The following is a 19,003-nucleotide window of genomic DNA, read 5'->3' as shown; positions in this document are numbered from 1 at the left end:
GGCGGCTCCCGGGCGGCCGGTCCGCCCTATCCTGAGCCCGTGGCCTCCCCGGACGACGAGCGGCGACCGGGAGCCGGTGCGGCCCTGGTGCCGGCCGTCCTCGCCGTCGGCGTCCTCGTCGTGCTGGCCGCCGCCACCGCCTCGTCGTGGGGCATGACCGACCGTTTCGGCGTCTTCGGCGGGGCGCCCGAGTTCGAGCCGCGCTCCGTCCCCCCGATCCCCACCGGCTCCCCCGGCTCGCCGCCGCCGCTGCAGGACTCCGGCGCCGGGGACCTCGTGCTCCCGCTGCTCTGGGCCGGGCTGGTGCTGGGCGTCCTCGCGGCCGCCTACTGGGTCTGGCGGGTGCTGCCCCGGCCGCCGGCGAAGAGCCGGGCCACCGCCGCCACGGGCGGGCTGGTGGCGGGCGACGGCGGCCCCGACGCACCCGCCGTCCAGCAGGGCGTCCGGGAGGCCCAGGAGCTGCTGGACACCGTCGTCGACCCGACCGACGCGGTGCTCGCGGCGTGGGTCGCCCTCGAGGACGCGGCAGCCCGCTCCGGCGTCCCCCGGCGGCCGGCCGACACCCCCACCGAGCTCACCTCCCGGGTGCTCGCGGCGACCGAGGCCGACGCGGACGCCGTCACCACCCTGCTGGGGCTCTACCACCGGGCCCGCTTCTCCGCCGCCGGCGTGGGTCCGGCGGCGGTCGCCGAGGCCCGCCGCTGCCTGGGCGTGCTGAGCGCCAGCTGGTCGCGGTTCTCCGCCACCGACGCCGGGCCGCCGCCGTGACGGCGGGCGACGGCGTCCGCGCGGCCGTGCTGGCCGTCGGGGTCTTCCTGACCGCACTGGTGATCGGGCTGGACCTCGGGCACTGCCTGCTGCTCGCGCTCGCAGCCGTGGCGCTCCTGCTGCTGCGCGAGACCGCGGTGCCCGACGACGACGGCTGGCCCCCGCACGACGACGGCCGGACCGACGCCGGCGCCCGTCGCGAGGTCGACCGGCTGTCCTGGGGCCTGCACGGCTTCGAGTCCCGGGTCGACCGCCGCTCGCTCGCCCACCTGCGCGGCATCGCGGCCCGCCGGCTGCGCTGGCGCGACGTCGACCTCGACGACCCGGCCGACGCCGAGCGGGCCCGCGCCCTGCTCGGGGCGGACGCCCACGCCGCCCTGACCGCCGACCCCGCGGCCCCACCCCGCTACGACTCCTTCGCCCGCGCCGTCCTGGCGGTGGAGCAGCTGACCGAGAGGACCACCCCGTGACCCACCCGCAGACCGCTGCACCCGCCCCGACCGCCGCACCGCTGGGCGTGCCGGAGGTGGCCCGGCTGGGCCGCCAGGTGCTCGCGGAGGTGGGCACGGTCGTCGTCGGGATGGACCAGGCCCTCACCACCGCGCTGGCCGCGGTGCTGGCCGGCGGGCACGTGCTGTTCGAGGACGTCCCCGGCCTCGGCAAGACGCTGGCGGCCCGCAGCCTGGCCGGCGCGCTGGGCCTGGACTTCACCCGGCTGCAGTGCACGCCGGACCTGCTGCCGGCCGACATCACCGGCTCCTACGTCTGGGAGCCCGGCAGCGCCGCCTTCGCCTTCCGCGCCGGTCCGGTGTTCACCGGGCTGCTGCTGGCCGACGAGATCAACCGCACCGCGCCGAAGACGCAGTCGGCCCTGCTGGAGGCGATGGCCGAGCGGCAGGTCACCGTCGAGGGGCGCAGCTTCCCGCTCCCCCGGCCGTTCCACGTGATGGCCACGTCCAACCCCGTCGAGTACGAGGGCACCTACCCGCTGCCGGAGGCCCAGCTGGACCGCTTCCTGGTCCGGCTGGCCGTCGGCTACCCGAGCCCCGAGGGTGAGGCGGAGGTGCTGGGCCGCCGGCTGGCCCGCCAGCACGAGGAGACCAGCGTCCGCGCCGTGGTCGACCCGGCGACGGTGCTGGCCATGCAGGCCGGCGTCGAGCAGGTGCAGGTCGACCCCGACGTCGTCCGCTACTGCGTCGCGCTCGCCGCCGCGACCCGGCGGCACCCGTCGGTGGAGGTGGGCGCCTCGCCGCGCGGCTCGCTGGCCCTGCTGCTGGTCGCCCGGGCCCGGGCGGTCCTGGACGGCCGGGACTTCGTCACCCCCGAGGACGTCAAGCAGGTGGCCGTCGCCGCCCTGGCGCACCGGATCACGCTCAACCCGCAGACGTGGGCCAGCGGGCTCGCGGCCGCCGACGTGGTCGGGACGCTGCTGAGCACCGTGCCGGGCCCGGCGGCGACGGCGAGCGCCCGGTGAACCCGGGACGGGTCTGGTCGTGAGCGGCGGCGCGACGACCTCCGAGGCCCGGGTGGTCGACCCCGACGTCCTCCCCGCCCGGCCGCCCGTCGTCGCGGTCCCGGCGGCCGGCCTGGTCCCGGCCCCCGCGGCTGCGGCCTGGCTCGTGGGCGGGGTGCTGGTCGCCGTCGTCGGCCTGGTGGCCGGACGCCCGGAGGTCGCCGCGCTGGGCCTGCCGCTGCTGCTGGGCCTCGTGGTCGCGCGCGCCGGCTGGCCGGCCGGGGGGGCGCGGGCCCGGCTGCGCGCCGCCGACCAGACGGCGAACGCGGGGCAGCTCGAGGCCGAGCTCGTCGTCGAGGCCGCACCGGGGGCGCCGCTGCTGGGCGTCCGGGTGGACGCGCCCGGCCACCGCCCGCGGGAGGCGCTGGTGCTGGCGCGGGACCGGGTCGTCGCCGTCCGGATGCGGTCGGTGCGCACGGGCAGCCGGCCGCTGTTCCAGCTGGACGCCCGCGCCGCCGACGCGTCGGCCCTGCTGCTGGGGTCCGTCAGCTCCCAGCCCGCGGTCGTGATGACGGTGCTGCCGTCGACCCGCGCGCTGCGCGCCCTGCCGCTGCCGTTCCGGCTGCAGGGCCTGACCGGGCCGCACGGGTCGCGGCGGGCCGGCGACGGCGGCGACCTGCACGACGTGGCCCCGTTCCGCCCCGGGGACCGGCTGCGGCGCATCGACTGGCGGGTCACCGCGCGGATCAACGGCCAGGCGGCGGCCGGGGCCGGCCAGCCGGGCGCCGTCTCCGAGCTCTACGTCCGCCGCACCTTCGCCACCGCCGACGCGACGGTGATGCTCGTCGTCGACTCCCGCGACGAGGTCGGGCCGCGGGTGGACACCTGGGGTGACGCGTCCGCCGTCGACGAGGACGAGGCGACCTCGCTGGACCTGGCCCGGTTCGCCGCCGCCTCGGTCGCCCGCAGCTACCTCGAGGCCGGCGACCGGGTGGGGCTGGAGGACCTCGGCCGGCTGCGGCGGCCCAGCCCGCCCGCGGGCGGACGGCCGCACCTGCACCGGCTCACGCAGCAGCTGGCGCTGGCGCGCCCGGAGGGCGAGCCGACGCGACGGCAGCGGGTGCCGCGGCTGCCGTCGGGGGCCCTGATCGTGCTGTTCTCCACCTTCCTCGACGACGACCCGGCCCGGCTCGCGACGGCGTGGCGCGGGTCGGGGCACCGGGTCGTCGCCGTGGACACCCTGCCGCCGCTGGTGACCGCCGACCTGAGCGCCCGGCAGCGGACCGCCTTCCGGGTGGTGTCCATGGACCGGGTGGACCGGATCGCCGACCTCGCCCGCGCGGGCGTGGAGACCGTCACCTGGCAGAGCCTCGGCCCCGAGCACGACGTCGCCGCCGAGCTGGGCGTGCTCGCCCGCCGGCGGGTCCGCCGATGAGCGGGCCGCCGGGCACCGTGGTCGGCCGCTCGCGGCTCGGCCCGCTGCGGGAGCGGGTGGTCGAGCTCGCCCGTAGCACCCCCCGCGCCCTGCCGTCCCTGCGGCCGCGGCGTCGGCGCGTCCAGCTGGGGCTGGGCCCGACGCTGCCCGGCTGGCTGCTCCGCGGGCTGCTGCTGGTGCTCACCGGGGTGGCCGTCACGGCCGCCGGCGCCGGCACCACCCTGCTCTGGATCGGGCTCCTGCTCGGCCTCGGACCGGTGGTCCGGCCGCGCGGCGCCTGGCCGGTCGCCGTCGTCGGGTTCGTCGCCTTCGTGCAGCTGACCGCCGGCGACGGGGCGTGGCGGCCCGGCGCCTTCGTCGCCCTGGCCGCCAGCCACCTCCTCGTCCAGCTGGCCGCCCTGCTGGGGCCGTTCGGCTGGTCGGTGCGGGTGGAGCCCGCCGTGCTGCTCGTGCTGCTCCGCCGGTACCTGCCGGTGCAGGCCGCCACGCAGCTGGTCGCCCTCCTCGGGGCGGTGGTCGCGCAGGGGCGCGTGCAGGTCTGGTGGCTGGCGCCGCTCGCCGCGCTGGCCGTCGGGGCGCTCGTCGTGGTGCTGGCCCCGCGGCTCACCGCCCGACCCCGAGGCGCCGACGCGACGCCGCGACCCACCGTGTAGAAACGGGGCATGGACTACCGCACCCTCGGCCGCAGCGGCCTCGCCGTCTCCAACCTCTGCCTGGGCACCATGACCTTCGGCGCCGAGACCGACGAGGCCGGCTCGCACGCCCAGCTGGACCGGTTCGTCGAGGCCGGCGGCACCCTGGTCGACACCGCCGACGTCTACGGCAGCGGCACCTCGGAGGAGATCATCGGCCGCTGGTTCGCCAGCCGCCCCGCCGACGTCACCGAGCGCGTCGTGCTGGCCACCAAGGGCCGCTTCCCGATGTCGCCCGAGCCGAACGGCGCCGGGCTGACCACCCGCCACCTGACCCGGGCCCTCGACGCGTCGCTGACCCGGCTGGGCCTGGAGACCGTGGACCTGTACCAGGTGCACGCCTTCGACCCCTGGACGCCGCTGGAGGAGACGCTCCGCACCCTCGACGGCTTCATCCGCGCGGGCAAGATCGGCTACTACGGCTTCTCCAACTTCACCGGCTGGCAGCTGACCAAGGCGGTGCACCTGGCCGCCGCCCTCCACCTGGCGCCCCCGGTGACCCTGCAGCCGCAGTACAGCCTGCTGGTCCGCGAGATCGAGTGGGAGATCGTGCCCGCCGTGCAGGACGCCGGGATGGGGATGCTGCCCTGGAGCCCGCTGGGCGGCGGCTGGCTCTCCGGCAAGTACAAGCGTGACGAGCGTCCCGCGGAGGCCACCCGGCTGGGGGACAACCCGCAGCGGGGCATGGAGGCGTGGGACCGGCGCGGCACCGAGCAGACCTGGGACGTCGTCGACGCCGTGCAGTCGGTCGCGGAGGCGCGCGGGGTCTCGATGGCCGAGGTGGCCCTGGCGTGGGTGACCGACCAGCCGGGCGTCACGTCGACGATCCTGGGCGCCCGCACGCTGGAGCAGCTGGAGACCAACCTCGCCGCCGCCGACCTGCACCTGACCGGGGAGGAGACGGCCCGGCTGGCGGAGGTCTCCCGGCCGCGCGTCGCCGACTACCCCTACGGCGAGATGGGGGTCCAGCAGCGGAGCCGCAAGCTCTCCGGCGGCCGCTGATCCGGCTCAGGAGGGCGTGAGCACCGAGCAGATGTTGCCCGCCGGGTCCGCGAACCACGCGATCGGCGGGCCCCACCCGCGCTGGATGCCCCGCTCGTCGGTGCCCGCGTAGTGCTCGAAGGCGACACCGCGGGCCGCCAGCGCGTCCACCGTCGCCTCGAGGTCGTCCACCGGGAAGTTCAGCACGGTGAAGGTCGCCGGCCGGTGGTCGGGCTTGGGGTAGACGAGGACGCGGTGCCCGCCGCCGAGGTGCAGCTGCAGCATCCCGTTCTCCTCGCTGACCCGCAGCCCGAGGACGTCGGCGTAGAAGGTGCGGGCGGCGTCGACGTCGTCGGTCGAGAAGCCGCTGAACGCGGGCGAGCTCTCCAGCACAGGTCCTCCAGGTGGTCGGGCCGCACGGCGCGGGCCCTCCCCCTTCGACCACCCCCGGCGCCCCGACTCATCGGGTGCCCCGGACGACGGACGGGCCGCCGGAGCAGTGCTCCGACGGCCCGTCGTGGTCGCGGTGACCGCGGCTCAGGCGACCTTGCGGCTCACCTTCGGGCTGGTCACCCGGTTGCCGTCGCGGTCGGTGATCCGCAGCTGGTAGACGTAGGTCTTGCCCTTCTTGGCCGTCGTGTCGGCGAGGGTGACCCAGGGACGGTTCCAGAACGTCGACGAGCGGGAGAAGGTCTTCAGCGACTTGCCGTCACGCAGCACCTGGTAGGTCAGCGAGCGGTCGTCGAGGTCGTAGTTGGCGTTCCAGCCCAGCTGCAGCCCCCTGCCGTCCGCGCGTCCCCAGACCGATGGCGCGGCCTTCGCGCCCGTGACCTGCGGCCCCATGTCCCGCGGCGCCTTGTTGGCCGGCGTCGTGAACCGGGTCAGGCCCTGCTGCGGCTTCCCGTTGACCGTCGTGAACTCGCCGCCGAGGACGACGTACTTCGAGGTGCCGGCGACGCTCCACGCGCCCTGGGTGGACCCGCTGACCTTGCCGGTGTTGAGCTTCGGGAACCAGTTGTAGATGGCCGGCGCCTTGTAGCCCTTCCAGTTGCTGTAGTTGATGCCGGCCTGGGTGTTCGTGGCGACGGTGCCCTTCGCGGCCTTGCTGACCACGAGTGCGCGCTGCGGGTCGATCTCGGCGAAGCCGCCGATGTTCTTGCAGAAGTGCGCGTGGCCCACGGAGTAGACCAGGCTGCCGATCGGGGCGACGTCGTACTGGTCGCCGTGGCAGTCCTGCAGCCACTTGATGGTGCCGTCCTTGGGGCTGGCCGCGAAGACGCCCTCGAAGTTGCCGGCCTCGTAGCCGTAGGCGGTCCCGTAGACGGTGTCCTTGTCGGCGGCGAGGGACAGGATCGCCGAGGAGCCGCCGTAGTTCTTGATCTTGGTGTTGGCCTTCCACGTCCCCGGCGTGCCGACGATCGTGCTGACCGCGCCCATGCCCCGGTTGACCTTGCCCCCGAGCGTGCTGAACGACCCGCCGACGACCACCTTCTTCTTGTCCGGGGTGGGGATGAGCGCCTCCACCGAGCCGTTGGCCGACGGGTTCCACGGGGCGACCTTGCCGGTCGTGGAGTACAGCGCCGCCAGGCGCGCCCGCGGCTTCTGGCCGACCCGGGTGAACCAGCCGCCGACGTAGACCCGGATGCCGATGGTGGTGATCGCGTTGATCCGGTTGTTGAAGTTGCCGGTGAGCGGCAACAGCTTGCCGGTGGAGACGCTGAACGCCGCGAACGCCGGCCGGTTCGTCGTCCCGACCTTGGTGAAGTCACCGCCGACGTAGAGGACCTTCTTGTCCGGCGAGGTGGCCAGCGCCCGGACCTGGCCGTTGAGCTTCGGCGCAAAGGTCGTCATCTTGCCGGTGCGGATGTCGTAGGCCATCAGGTTGGAGCGCTTGACGCTCTTGGTCCCCCGCGCCGCACCGGCGGGGCGGGCGCTGGCGAACCGACCCCCGGCGAAGACCGTGTTGCCCGCGATCACCTGCTTCCAGACGATGCCGTCGATCTGGGCGGTCGGCAGCGCGTCGGCCGTCACCGCGGCCGCGGGCTTCTGCAGCACCGGCGGCACGGCCGCCGAGGCGGTCCCCGGCAGGGCGGCGCTGAGGCCGAGGGCCGCGACGGCCACCAGGGAGCCGAGGGTGCGGAGGGGCTGGGCGGGGCGGGAGGAACGTCTGAGCATGCGCATGGACCATCCGGTTTCGGGCCGAGAACGGGGATCTTCGTGCTGGGGAGGGGGAGGTTCCGGAGACTACCGGAGGGCGGCGGGAGCGCTCCGGCGTCGACGGCGGTCACCACGCCCGACCCGGCGCCCGGGTTCACCTCCGCGTAACACGACCGCCGCGACGACCCCGTGATCTGAGCGTGATCCGCCCGTGACCGACCGACCGGGCCCGGGCCGACGCGGCTGTCGGGCCTCCGGTGACGTGAGGTAGATCACAGCCAGGAAGGGCAGAAAAATGCCCCACCACCGACTCCGGTGGTGGGGCAGCTCTCGAGGACCGGGCCGGCCGGCGTCAGCCCAGCGTCGCGGTGTCGATGACGAAGCGGTAGCGGACGTCGCTGCCGACGACCCGCTCCCAGGCCTCGTTGATCTGGTCGGCGCTGATGACCTCGATCTCGGCGCCCAGGCCGTGCTCGGCGCAGAAGTCGAGCATCTCCTGGGTCTCCGGGATGCCGCCGATGCTGGAGCCGGCCAGGCTGCGGCGCCCGGGCAGCAGCGAGAAGGCCTTGACCGACATGGGGTGCTCGGGAGCACCCACCTCGACCAGGGTGCCGTCGACCGCGAGGAGGCCCATGTAGGAGTCGAGGTCGAGGTTGGCCGAGACGGTGTTGATGATGAGGTCGAAGGTGCCGCCGAGCGCCTCGAAGGTCGCGGGGTCGCTCGTCGCGTAGTAGTGGTCGGCCCCGAGGCGCAGCCCGTCCTCCTGCTTCTTCAGGGACTGGCTGAGCACCGTCACCTCGGCCCCCATCGCGTGCGCGATCTTGACGCCCATGTGGCCCAGGCCGCCGAGGCCGATGATGGCGACCTTCTGGCCCGGTCCCGCGTTCCAGTGGTTGAGCGGGGAGTAGAGGGTGATGCCCGCGCAGAGCAGCGGCGCGGCCTCGTCCAGGGCGATGCCCTCGGGGATCCGCAGCGCGAAGTCCTGGTCGACGACGATGTGGGTCGAGTACCCGCCGGCGGTCGGCTTGCCGTCGCGGCCGATGCCGCCGTAGGTGCCGATGTTGCCGTTCAGGCAGTACTGCTCCAGGCCCTTGAGGCAGGAGTCGCACTCGCGGCAGGAGTCGACGAGGCAGCCGACACCCACCCGGTCGCCAACGGTGTGCCGGTCCACGTCGGAGCCGACCTCGGCGACGACGCCGGCGATCTCGTGGCCGACGACGATGGGCCAGCCCGCGTCGCCCCACTCGCCGCGCGCGGTGTGGATGTCGGAGTGGCAGATGCCGGCGAACTTGATGTCGATGAGGATGTCGCGCGGGCCGAGGTCGCGGCGCTCGATCGTGGTGGGCTCGAGCGGCGCGGTGGCGCTCGGCGCGGCGTAGGCGTGGACGGACAGCATGGGGGTTCTCCTCGGTTCGGTGAGCCGACCGGCTCGGCGACGGCGCGGTCCAGGCGGTGTGCCCGGTGACCGCGACCCGGTCGCGTGGGGGGTCCTGCGTGCGGACGCCCGTGGGACCAGCCTAGCCGCCGGACGCCGGCCACCGGAGGTGGGCTCAGCCCAGGCGCCCGTCCACGGCCCGCATCCCCGTGCCCGCCCCCGCCTGCCGGGCGGGCGGGACGAGCGGCACCGACCCGCCGCCGCCCGGCAGGCCCAGGTGCGCCATCCCCGTGCCCGAGGTCGTGCCGTCGTCCTCGCCGGGCACGGTGACCAGCACGACGACGTGCACCGAGTCCTCGTCGTCCTCGGCCCTGGCCAGCTGGACGCCCGCCAGCGCGGACCCGAAGCCGTCGCCCCGTTCGGGGACGCCGCGGACACCGGGGGTGTCCTGCGTCCAGCCGCCGCCGAACGCCGAGAGCGGGGTGCCGTCGGTGATCCTGATCCCGGTCAGCGTCACCTGGCCGGCGTCCGCGGTCCGGCCGACGTCCTCACCCGGCGAGCCGACCACCAGGTGCAGCCGGCCGGCGTCCACCCCGAACTCCCCGGTCAGGACCGCCGCCCCGAACCGGTCGTCGCGCTCGACCACCCCGGGGACGCCGCGGGAGTCCTGGCTGACGGTCAGCGACCGCCCCTCCAGCGGGCCGACGGAGGTGTCGGAGGTGTCGAAGAGGTCGACGGCGACGTACCCGACCAGCCCGGCGTCGACGGTGCGGCCGAGGTCCTCCCCCGGCACCCCGACCGCCGCCATCAGGGCCACGTGGTCGCCGGCGGGCGTGGCCCAGCTGTCGAGGGCGGCGCCGAAGCGGTCGCCGGCCTCCGCCGTGCCGCCGGCTCCCGGCGAGTCCTGGGTGACCATCGAGAGCGGCCGGTCGCCGGCCTGGAAGGCCACGGCTCCCGCGTCCCCGCGCGTCCCGACGTCCTCGCGCGGGACGCCCACGAGCAGCAGCGGGCCGACCCCGCTGGGGGCGACCTCCAGCACCTCGCCGAACCGGTCCCCCCGCTCCGGCGTCCCGGCGCCGCGGCCGCCCTGCTGGACGACGTCGACGCGCTGGCCCGTGGGCTCCCGGCGGTCCACCCGGACCACCCGGCCGGCGTCGACGGCCCCACCGAGGTCGCGGCCGGGCACGCCGACCGCCATCCAGTCGGCCCCGTCGGCGACGACCGCGGAGCCGAACCCGGCTCCGGCCTGGGCGCCCCCGAGGCCCGGCAGCAGCGACTCGTCGAGGCTCTCCAGCGGCGACCCGAGCCCCTGCGGTGACCCGGGCAGCACGTGCACCCGGCCCGCGCCGCGGCGTCCCGCCACGTCCTCGCCCGGCGCCCCGACGACCAGCGCGGCACAGGTCCCGAGCCGGCGGACCACGACGACGGCGGCCCCGAACCGCGCCCCGGCCTGGGTGGGCAGCCCCACGTCGGCGGCCGTCACCACCGTCCGCCGGGTGGCCCCGCGCGGGTCCGACTCCCCGGGGCCGGCCAGGTCGGAGAACACGACGAGCGCGCCCGCGTCCGGCTTCCCGGGCAGGTCGAAGGACGGCAGGCCCAGCACCACGTCGGGCCCGCCGCCGTCCACGTCGGTCGGAGCCCCGGGCGAGCACGCCGTCGCCGCGCCGGCCGGGAGGACCAGCGGCCCGAGCGGCCCCAGCAGCAGCGGAGCCAGCAGCACCGCGACCAGGGCAGGTCCGCGCCGGCGCGGCCGTCCCGCCGCGACCCGGTCCTCGTCGACCACCGCGCACCCCCGTTCCCACGACGAGACCTACGCCGCCCCGGCGCCGCTGGCAAGGTGGCAGATCGCCCCAGGACCGGGCGTCGCCGCCGCGGGCGCTGAGCGGTCGCCCGGCTCCGGGTCCGGGTCCGGGTGCGACGACCCGTGGCGGTTCCTGCGGGAAGCTCAGCCGCGGCCCGCGGCCAGCAGCCGCCGCGCCTCGGCCAGCACCTCGTCGGCGGTGACCGCGAGCAGGGCGGGGTCGGGCACGGAGCCGAAGGTGTCGCCCACCCGGAGCCGTGCGTCGGTGAGCACGACGTGCGGTCCGCCGGCCGGCGGCCCCCACTCCTCCGGCGGGGCGGGACCGAAGATGACGACCGACGGGGTCCGGTAGGCCGAGGCCAGGTGCGGCACGCCGGTGTCGACCGAGACGAGCAGCGCGGCCTCGGCCACCAGCGCGGCCAGCTCGGCCAGGTCGGTCCGGCCGGCCAGCACGTCGTCGGCGGCCAGCCCGGCGAGGGCGCCGACCTCCAGGGCCCGGTCCCGCTCCCGCGCGCTGCCGGTCAGCACCACGTGCGCGCCGTCGGCGACCAGGGCTCGGGCGACGGCGGCGAACCGCTCCACCGGCCAGGCCCGGCAACCGTAGAAGGCGCCGACGTGGACGACGACCGCACCCGGGGCGGGCGAGGGGGTCGGTCCGCGCCGGAGGCCGACGTCGTCGGGGTCGGCCGGCATCTGGTGCTCGGTGACCAGCCGGGCCCAGCGGTACCGCTCCAGCACCCCGTCCTCCCAGGCCGGGCCGTCCCAGCCGGGGGCGGCGTGGCCCACCCGGTGCCGGGGCTCCAGCGCCTCGAGCACGCGACGGCTGTCCGGCCCGCCGTGCAGGTCGACGACGGTGTCCACCCGACCCGGCGGCAGGGGCAGCAGGTCATCCAGTCCCGGGGTCGGCAGCAGGGCGTCGACGCCGCCCACCAGGTCGACGACCGGGCCGAGCCAGCCGGGCACGGCGAGCACCAGCCGGTGCTCGGGGCGCGCTCGCCGGAGGGCGTGGACGGCCGGGACCGCGACCAGCAGGTCGCCCAGCTTGAGGGCGCGCAGGGCGACCAGCTCCGGTCGCCCGTCGGGCTCGCCGAGGATCTGCACGGGCTCAGTCTGGCCGCTGCGGACCGGCGAGCAGGGCCCGGGCGTCGGCCAGCACCGCCGCGACCTCCACGTCGGCGACGAAGGAGTCGTCGTGCGGGCAGCGCGGCGCCCCGACGACGGTCACGTCGACCCCGCAGACGGGGCAGCGCGTCGTCCAGGCCAGCTGCAGCCGGTGCCGGCCGCGGCTGAGCGCGCCGGCGTTGAGCGCGTTGCCGAACCAGTAGACGCCGACGGTCGGGGTGCCGAGGGCGGCGGCCACGTGCCGGGGGCCGGAGTCGTTCGCCACCACCAGCGAGGCCCGGAGCAGCAGGTCGACGAGCTCGGGCAGCGTCCCCCGGCCCGCGGTCGAGCGGACCCGGTGCGCGTGCACGGGGTCGACCGCGGCGAGCAGCTCCTCCACCAGCCCGGTCTCCGACGCGTCGCCCACGACGACGACCGCGGCCCCGTCGGCCGCCAGCGCCGACGCCACCGCGGCGAACGCGGCGGGTGGCCAGCGGCGGCGCGGGTCGGTCGCGCCCGGGTGCAGCACGACGGTGGGCGGGCCGCCCGCCGCCGCCCGGCGGACCTCCTCCTCGGCCGGCGTCAACGGCAGCCGAGGCTCCAGGTCGACGGCGGGCGCGCCGGCCAGGGCTGCCACCTCGAGGGCGCGCAGCACCTCGTGCTGGTAGTAGAGGTAGGGGACGGTGCGCTCCAGCGGCGGCGCCCCCTCGGCCCGCAGCCCGACGGTGTGCCGGGCGCCGAGGGCGAGCAGGAACGGGTTGGAGTTGCCGCCGCCGCCGTGCACCTGGACCGCGAGGTCGAACCGCCGGGACCGCATCCGCGCGAGGAACGCCGCGGTCGCGGCCGGGTCCTCCGCGCCGTCCCGGACGCCCGGCCGGGCGGGCAGCACCTCGACGTCGCTGAACGGGGAGGGCCGTCCGCGGAGCAGCGCCGCGTGGCCGGGGGTGCCCAGCAGGGTGAGCTCGGCCTCCGGGTGGGCGGCGGCCAGCGCCTCGGCGGCGGGCAGCGCGAAGACGAGGTCCCCCAGCCCGCCGCCGCGCAGCAGCGCGATCCGGCGGACGTCGGGGAAGCGTGCCGCGGGTCCGCCGACCCAGGGACGGCGCCCGTCGGTCACGACACCTCCGGGGACCAGGAGCCACCGACCCGGCGGGCCCCGCTCTCCGGCCGGGCGGACTCCAGGTCGGGCCGGGCCGGCACCCGGACCGACGCGGTGGCGGCGGCTCCCGCGGCGACGTAGGCGGCGGCCTCCATCACGGCGGCGCGGACGGCGGCGTCGGCGTCGGCCCCGGCGAGCAGGGCGGCGGTGGCGCTGGCGGCGAACTGGTCGCCGGCCCCGCAGGTGTCGGGGCGGCGGTGGCCGGTGCCGGTGGCCGGCCCGACCAGCGGGACCGCGACGGCCCCGGCTCCGGACCGGGCCAGCACCGCGCCCCGCTCGCCCTGGGTGACCGCGACGGCGTCCGCCTCCCAGTGCCGGCACAGCCAGCCGGCCGCCTCGAGCGCGTCGTCCCCGGCGCCGAAGTGCCGGGCCTCGGCGGCGTTCGGGGTGACCAGCGTGGCGCCCGGCACGGGGGCCGCACCCCGCGGGTGCGGGTCCCAGACCAGCGGCACCTCCGCGGCGACGGCGCGCAGTCGACGACGGAGCGCGGGCAGCGCCGTGAGGCCGCGGCCGTAGTCGGCCACCAGCACGGCGCCGGCCGCGCCGAGCACCGCGTGCGCCCCGCGCGGCAGCACGCCGTCGGCGGGACACCCTCCGCCGCTGTCCAGCCGGAGCATCGGCACCCCGGCGGCCCCGACCCGGGTCTTGACCACGGTGTCGCCGACCCAGCGCAGAGGCTCGACGGTGACGTGCCGGCCGAGCAGCTCCGCCAGCCGCGCCGCGGCGGGGTCCTCGGCCAGCGCCGTGACCAGCACGACCTCGACGCCGCTGCGGGCCGCCAGCAGCGCGGCCAGCCCGGCGCCGCCGGGACGCTCCCAGCGCTCCTCGAGGTCGACCACGGGCACCGGCGCGTCCGGGCACAACCGGGTCGCGCTGCCGCTCAGGTCGACGTCCAGCAGGCAGTCGCCGACGACCACCAGGGGTCCGGTGCGCCTCATGCCGGCACCTCCCTCTCGAGTCCGACGGCCGCGGCCGGGGCGGCCACCCGGGTGACGGCGGCGACGACGTCGGCCGCCGCGATGCCGGTGAGGCAGGGGTGCCCGGGGACCGGGCAGGTGCGGGCGCGGGTGCCCCGGCAGGGCGCGTCCTGGTCGCCCAGCAGGGCCACCGGCACGCCGTACGGCGCCCAGGCGGTGGCGGCCACGACGGGCGCGAAGAGCGAGACCACCGGGGTGCCCACGGCGGCGGCGAGGTGGGCGGGTCCGGTGTTGACCGCGACCACCGCCTCCGCACCCGCCAGCACGCCGGCGAGCTCGCGCAGGGACAGCCGGCCGCCGAGGTCCCGTCCGCCACCCCCCGCCGCGGTGGCGGTGAGCGCCCGGTCGCCGGGACCGCCGGTGACCACCACCCGGTGCCCGGCCGCGACCAGCGCGTCGACCAGCGCGCGGGCGTGCGCGGCGGTCGTGGCCCGCGCCGGCACGGCGGCCCCGGGGTGCAGGACGACGTAGGGCCCGGGGCCGGCGAGCGGCCGGGGGTCGGGCAGCGGTCCGGTGACGGCGAGCGCGGCCGAGCTGGCCGCCGACCCGAAGCCCGCGGCCCGGGCCAGCTGGAGAGCCCGCTCGGGCTCGGGCAGCCCGTCGGCGGGCCGGTGCCGCAGGTCCAGCAGCGAACCGGGGTAGTCCTCGCTGGCCGCCCCCACCCAGCCGACGCCGGCCATCCGCAGCAGCAGGGCCAGTGGCAGCGGCGACTGGTGGTACGACGTCAGCACGAGGGCGGCGTCGAAGGCTCCGGCGGCCAGCGTCGTGACCAGCGCCTGCACGGCCGCCGGCTCGACCGGCGGCGGGTCCAGCACCACCCAGGGGGCGGTGAACTCGACCACCGCGTCCACGCCCGGCAGCAGCTCGGCGGTCGCGCGCTGCCCGGGCGCGACGAGCAGCGTGACGGCTGCGGCCGTCTCGGCCACCGCGCGCACCGCCGGCCCGGCCAGCAGGACGTCGCCCATGCTGTCCAGCCGGGCGACCAGCACCCGTCCGCCGAGCGGCGCCGGCCTCATCGGAGCCCCGCCAGGTGCAGGCCGACGGCCTCGGCGAGGCTGCCGGCGACGGCCGCGGTCCGCCGGGCGCGCTCGACCTCCGCGCGTCGGGTCACCGGTGTCGGCACGAGCACGGCCCGGGCGCCGGCGGCCAGCCCCGCCGCCACGTCGGCCCCGATGTCGCCGACCACCAGGCACGCGGCCGGCTCCAGCCCGAGGGCGGCGGCGGCCGCCGTCACCAGGCCGGGCGCGGGCTTGCGGCAGCCGCAGCCGTCCTGCTCGCCGTGCGGGCAGACCTGCCACGTGTCGAACGGGCCCAGCAGGGTCTCGACCCGGGCGTTCACCCGGGCCAGCGCGTCGGGGCTGATGAGCCCGCGGGCGACGCCGGACTGGTTGCTGACCACCCCGATGGCGATCCCCCGCTCCCGCAGCTGGTCCAGCAGCTCGCGGGCGCCGTCGACGGGGCGCACCCCCGCGGGGTCCGCGAGGTAGGGGACGTCGTGGATCAGCGTGTTGTCCCGGTCGAAGAGCACCGCGCGCAGCCCGGGCCCCGGCGCCGGGGCGTCGCCCGGTCGCCCGCTCGCGGCTGCGTCCATCAGGTGCTCTCCGTCCTCCGGGGTGCCGGCCCGCCCCGCCGGGCCGTGGGCGCTCATCCTCGCCGGTAGGGCCGGGCGGCGCGAGGTCGCCGGTCGAGGACCGCGGTGTACACGTCGGCCGTGGCGCCGGCCACGGTCGGCCAGGTGTAGCGCTCCAGCACCCGCTGCCGTCCCGCGGCCCCCATCCGGGCCCGGCGGTCCGGGTCCGCCAGCAGGCGGCCGAGCGCGACGCTCAGCGCGGCCGGGTCCCGCGGCGGGACGAGCAGCCCGGTGACGCCCTCGACGACGCTGTCGAGCATCCCGCCGACGGCCGCCGCGACGACGGGGACGCCGCAGGCCATGGCCTCCAGCGGGACCAGGCCGAAGGGCTCGTACCAGGGGGCGCAGACCACGGCGTCGGCCGAGCGCAGCAGGGCCGGCATCGCCGCCCTCGGCACCTGGCCCACGCAGTGCAGCCGGTCGGCGACCCCCGTCCGGTCGGCCAGCTGGTGCAGCCGGTCGAGCTCGGGCTCGGGGCCCCGGCCGCCGGCGCCGCCCACCACGAGCAGCTCGGTGTCGGGCAGGCCGGCGAGGGCCTCGACGACCACGGCGAACCCCTTGCGCGGTACCGGGCGGCCGACGGTGACCACGCGGTGCCGCCGGGTCCGGGCGGGGACGGGGGTCGCGTCCTGCTCGGGGGTGAACCGGGTGGCGTCGACGCCGCAGGGCACGACGGTGGTCCGGTCGGCGGCGAGCCCCATCCGGCCGAGCTCCCGCACCTCGTCGGAGCAGGTGGCGACCACCCGGTCGGCGGCGCGCGCGACCGCGAACTCGACGGCGACCCGCTCGGGCGGGCTGGTGTCGTCGGTCCCCTGGTGGCGGCGCTTGACCGTGCCGAGGGCGTGGAAGGTCACCACCCGCGGCAGGTCCAGGGCGTCGGCGGCGCGGTCGGCGGCCCAGGCCGACATCCAGAAGTGGCCGTGCACCACGTCGGTCCGCAGGGTCGCGAGCTGCACGGTGAGGGCGTCGGCGAAGGCCGGCATGAGCGGCCAGAGCGCGTCCTTGGGGAGCGGGGCGGCCGGGCCGGCCGGGACGTGCAGGACGCGGTAGCCCGCGTCGGTGCGCACCTGCTCGGCCTGCGCCGGGTCGTCACGCCGGGTGTGCACGGTGACGTCGTGACCCTGGCGGGCGAGGGCGCCGGCGAGCGCGTCGACGTGCACGTTCTGCCCCCCGGCGTCGACGGCACCGACCACCGCCAGCGGGCTGGCGTGCTCCGAGACCAGCGCGACCCGCACCCCACCCCCTCCTCCCCGACCAGCAGTGGCGGAGCACTACCCCCTCGGGCCGTCCGCGAACCAGCGGCGTGCCCCGGCTCCGGGCGTCCGACCCGGGCGCCCTTCGTCCCCTCTAGTCGTCGGTGAGCAGCACCGCCACGTCCCACGGACCCAGCGCCAGGCCCCCGCTGAGGTCCCGGTCGGCGTGCCGCGCGTCGACGGCACCGGCGGGCGCCGCCACCTGCTGCGGCTCCCAACCCCAGTTGTGCACCACGTGCAGCCGGCGGCCGTCCCGGGTCCGGGCCTGGCTGACCGTCACCGGCTCGGGCAGCGCCCCCCAGCCGGGTCGCGGGTCGGGCACCAGCCAGGCCGCCAGGTCACGGGCCAGGGCGGGGTCGGGGACGGTCCCGACGGTGGTGATCCGGCCCTCGCCGTGCTCGGTCGTGGTCACGGCCGGGAAGCGCCCGAACTGCGGGTGGTCGTACTCCAGCAGGGTCTTGGCCCCGTCGCTCTCCAGCAGGTCCACCCAGCGGGTGGCGTGCGCGTCCGGCCCGACCGGCAGCTCACCGCCCGGGGACCGGACGTCCAGCGGGGTCCGCAGGTTGGAGAACTCCTGGAACGAGACGCCGGCGGCGTCGGCCAGCAGCGCCGGCTTCGGCTCGGTCCGGGGCCGGCCCTCCTCGTCGCCGTACCCGGTGCGGATGCCCAGCACGAGGTGGCCACCGGCCGCGGCGTAGCCGCGCAGCCAGGTCAGCAGGGCGTCGTCGGCCACCAGCAGCCCCGGCACGACGAGCACGGGCAGCTCGGCGGCGACGTCGGCCGGCGTCCGCTCCACCAGCTGCTCGTCGTGGACGACGCGGACGCCGACGCCGGCGTCGAAGGCCCCGCGGTAGAAGGCCTCGTAGATCCGGTGGAAGGCCCGCGGGTCGGTGTCCGACGGGGTCAGGACCGCGTCCCGGGCGGGGAACGGCGACTGGAAGGCGAGTCCCCACTTCGAGCGCGCGGAGTAGACCAGCCCGAGGGAGGCGTGCGGCGTCAGCCCGGTCACCGTCGGACCCAGGTCGGCCAGCTCCGCGCCCAGCGCGGCCAGCTCGCGGTAGACCCGGCCCGGCTGCTGGTCGTGCGGCAGGACGCCGATCCAGTAGGACTCGGTGCCGAAGTGGTTGGTGTGCCAGTGCCAGTACTCGACCATCTCCGCCCCGCGAGAGATCAGGCTCCAGGCCGCCTGCCGCCACTGCCCGTCCCAGGCGGGGAAGTTCGTGGCCGGGCCCCCGATCGCGCCGGCGTTGGTCTCGGTGACCAGGAAGGGCGCCTGCTTCGAGGCGTACATCCGGTCGGCGCTGGCGAACAGCGTCCAGGCCCCGCTGGTCGTCCAGCCCTGCGGGGTGTCGTGGCCCACCGGCAGCGCGAGGTCGTCCTGCATGGCGTAGTACGGGTTGCCGGCCGTGACGTCCAGCGCCCGGGTCAGGCCGACGTCGTCGACGCCGGGCCGGTCGTAGGCGATGCAGGTGGTGACGAACTGCTCCGGTGAGGCGTACTCCCGGACGATGCCCGCCTGCCAGGCGATGAACTCGGTGGTCAGCGTGGCCTGGAACGTGCGCCAGGCCAGGTCGTACTGGGGCTGGTAGTTGCCGTCGGGGCGCCACAGGTCGGCCCAGGTGGACAGCCGGTGCGACCAGTAGACGAGCCCCCAGGCCTCGTTCAGCGCCTCGACGGTGCCGTAGCGCTGCCGCAGGTCGTCGACGAAGCGCTGGAAGACGCCCTCGTTGTGGAACAGCAGCAGGCCGGGCTCGTTGTCGACCTGGAAGCCGATGACGGCGGGGTGGCCGGCGTAGCGCTCGACGATCCGGCGGACCACCCGCTCGGCGTGGAAGCGGAAGGCGGGGTGGCTGTAGTCCACCTCCTGGCGGCCGCCCCACGGCATCCGCTGCCCGGTCTGCACCTCCCCGGCGATCTCCGGGTGGCGCCGGGCCAGCCACGGCGGGACGGCGTAGGTCGGGGTGCCGAGCACGACCGCGATGCCGCGGGCGTGGGCGCCGTCCAGGACGGGCTGCAGCCAGTCGAGGTCGAAGACGCCCTCCTCCGGCTCCCAGGTGGACCAGACCGACTCCCCGACCCGGATGACGGAGAAGTTCGCCTCCACCATCAGGTCGAGGTCGGTCTCCAGCCGGGGCGAGGGCTGGTACTCGTGGTAGTACGCGGCGCCGAAGAGGACGCGGTCAGGACGCGGGGACACGGGGGTTCCTTCCGGAGCTGGGGGGTG

General features: G+C 77.0%; 17 protein-coding genes. 6 read left to right on the top strand and 11 right to left on the bottom strand.

Going from position 1 to position 19,003, the window contains the following annotated elements; genetic code table 11:
* Positions 1–39: 39 nt before the first annotated feature.
* Genes BLT72_RS01665 through BLT72_RS01640 form a run of 6 tightly spaced genes read left to right on the top strand, consistent with a single transcriptional unit; the run spans position 40 to position 5,350 of the window.
* The gene (locus BLT72_RS01665; protein ID WP_157720231.1) at positions 40–768 is read left to right on the top strand and encodes a DUF4129 domain-containing protein; all 729 of its coding nucleotides are present in this window, start codon (positions 40–42) and stop codon (positions 766–768) included.
* Complete coding sequence (locus BLT72_RS01660; protein WP_091409267.1) at positions 765–1,238, top strand: hypothetical protein; 474 nt, start codon at positions 765–767, stop codon at positions 1,236–1,238. The genes BLT72_RS01665 and BLT72_RS01660 overlap by 4 nt, the downstream gene beginning before the upstream one ends.
* Positions 1,235–2,242 carry an AAA family ATPase gene (locus tag BLT72_RS01655; protein WP_091409264.1) on the top strand — a complete coding sequence of 336 codons (1,008 nt, stop codon included), beginning with the start codon at positions 1,235–1,237 and terminating at the stop codon, positions 2,240–2,242. The genes BLT72_RS01660 and BLT72_RS01655 overlap by 4 nt, the downstream gene beginning before the upstream one ends.
* A gap of 19 nt (positions 2,243–2,261) precedes the next feature.
* The gene (locus BLT72_RS01650) at positions 2,262–3,656 is read left to right on the top strand and encodes a DUF58 domain-containing protein (protein WP_091409262.1); all 1,395 of its coding nucleotides are present in this window, start codon (positions 2,262–2,264) and stop codon (positions 3,654–3,656) included.
* Positions 3,653–4,309, top strand: a complete 657-nt coding sequence (locus tag BLT72_RS01645) for a hypothetical protein (protein ID WP_091409259.1) — start codon at positions 3,653–3,655, stop codon at positions 4,307–4,309. Before BLT72_RS01650 ends, BLT72_RS01645 begins: the two co-directional genes overlap by 4 nt.
* A gap of 9 nt (positions 4,310–4,318) precedes the next feature.
* The gene (locus tag BLT72_RS01640; RefSeq protein WP_091409255.1) at positions 4,319–5,350 is read left to right on the top strand and encodes an aldo/keto reductase; all 1,032 of its coding nucleotides are present in this window, start codon (positions 4,319–4,321) and stop codon (positions 5,348–5,350) included.
* Between the two features lie 6 nt (positions 5,351–5,356).
* Here BLT72_RS01640 and BLT72_RS01635 read toward each other — a convergent pair whose 3' ends face one another.
* From BLT72_RS01635 to BLT72_RS01585, 11 genes are all read right to left on the bottom strand, one after another.
* The gene (locus BLT72_RS01635; protein WP_091409252.1) at positions 5,357–5,722 is read right to left on the bottom strand and encodes a VOC family protein; all 366 of its coding nucleotides are present in this window, start codon (positions 5,720–5,722) and stop codon (positions 5,357–5,359) included.
* A gap of 144 nt (positions 5,723–5,866) precedes the next feature.
* Positions 5,867–7,504, bottom strand: a complete 1,638-nt coding sequence (locus tag BLT72_RS01630; protein ID WP_091409249.1) for a hypothetical protein — start codon at positions 7,502–7,504, stop codon at positions 5,867–5,869.
* Positions 7,505–7,838: 334 nt separating this feature from the next.
* Positions 7,839–8,882, bottom strand: coding sequence for an NAD(P)-dependent alcohol dehydrogenase (locus BLT72_RS01625; RefSeq protein WP_091409245.1), 1,044 nt, complete (start codon positions 8,880–8,882; stop codon positions 7,839–7,841).
* Between the two features lie 154 nt (positions 8,883–9,036).
* Positions 9,037–10,644, bottom strand: a complete 1,608-nt coding sequence (locus BLT72_RS01620; RefSeq protein ID WP_091409241.1) for a hypothetical protein — start codon at positions 10,642–10,644, stop codon at positions 9,037–9,039.
* A 162-nt stretch (positions 10,645–10,806) separates the two neighbouring features.
* Positions 10,807–11,763 carry a glycosyltransferase family 9 protein gene (locus BLT72_RS01615; RefSeq protein ID WP_091409237.1) on the bottom strand — a complete coding sequence of 319 codons (957 nt, stop codon included), beginning with the start codon at positions 11,761–11,763 and terminating at the stop codon, positions 10,807–10,809.
* A 4-nt stretch (positions 11,764–11,767) separates the two neighbouring features.
* Positions 11,768–12,877: a glycosyltransferase family 9 protein gene (locus BLT72_RS01610; protein ID WP_197677160.1), complete on the bottom strand. Its 1,110-nt coding sequence runs from the start codon at positions 12,875–12,877 to the stop codon at positions 11,768–11,770.
* Positions 12,874–13,857: a PfkB family carbohydrate kinase gene (locus tag BLT72_RS01605; protein WP_091409233.1), complete on the bottom strand. Its 984-nt coding sequence runs from the start codon at positions 13,855–13,857 to the stop codon at positions 12,874–12,876. Before BLT72_RS01605 ends, BLT72_RS01610 begins: the two co-directional genes overlap by 4 nt.
* On the bottom strand, positions 13,854–14,912 hold the full coding sequence (locus BLT72_RS01600; RefSeq protein ID WP_091409230.1) for a glycosyltransferase family 9 protein: 1,059 nt from the start codon (positions 14,910–14,912) through the stop codon (positions 13,854–13,856). The genes BLT72_RS01605 and BLT72_RS01600 overlap by 4 nt, the downstream gene beginning before the upstream one ends.
* Positions 14,909–15,487 carry a D-glycero-alpha-D-manno-heptose-1,7-bisphosphate 7-phosphatase gene (locus BLT72_RS01595; protein ID WP_231930268.1) on the bottom strand — a complete coding sequence of 193 codons (579 nt, stop codon included), beginning with the start codon at positions 15,485–15,487 and terminating at the stop codon, positions 14,909–14,911. The genes BLT72_RS01600 and BLT72_RS01595 overlap by 4 nt, the downstream gene beginning before the upstream one ends.
* Before the next feature lie 53 nt (positions 15,488–15,540).
* A complete protein-coding gene (locus BLT72_RS01590; protein ID WP_091409224.1) occupies positions 15,541–16,761 on the bottom strand; it encodes a glycosyltransferase in 1,221 nt (406 codons plus the stop codon).
* A 112-nt stretch (positions 16,762–16,873) separates the two neighbouring features.
* Complete coding sequence (locus tag BLT72_RS01585) at positions 16,874–18,976, bottom strand: beta-galactosidase (protein ID WP_091409222.1); 2,103 nt, start codon at positions 18,974–18,976, stop codon at positions 16,874–16,876.
* Positions 18,977–19,003: the final 27 nt, after the last annotated feature.

It is taken from the genome of Friedmanniella luteola (assembly GCF_900105065.1).
Taxonomy (GTDB): Bacteria; Actinomycetota; Actinomycetes; order Propionibacteriales; family Propionibacteriaceae; genus Microlunatus; species Microlunatus luteolus.
Note: the sequence above shows the minus strand (reverse complement) of the source record. Positions and strands in the feature narration are given on the sequence as shown.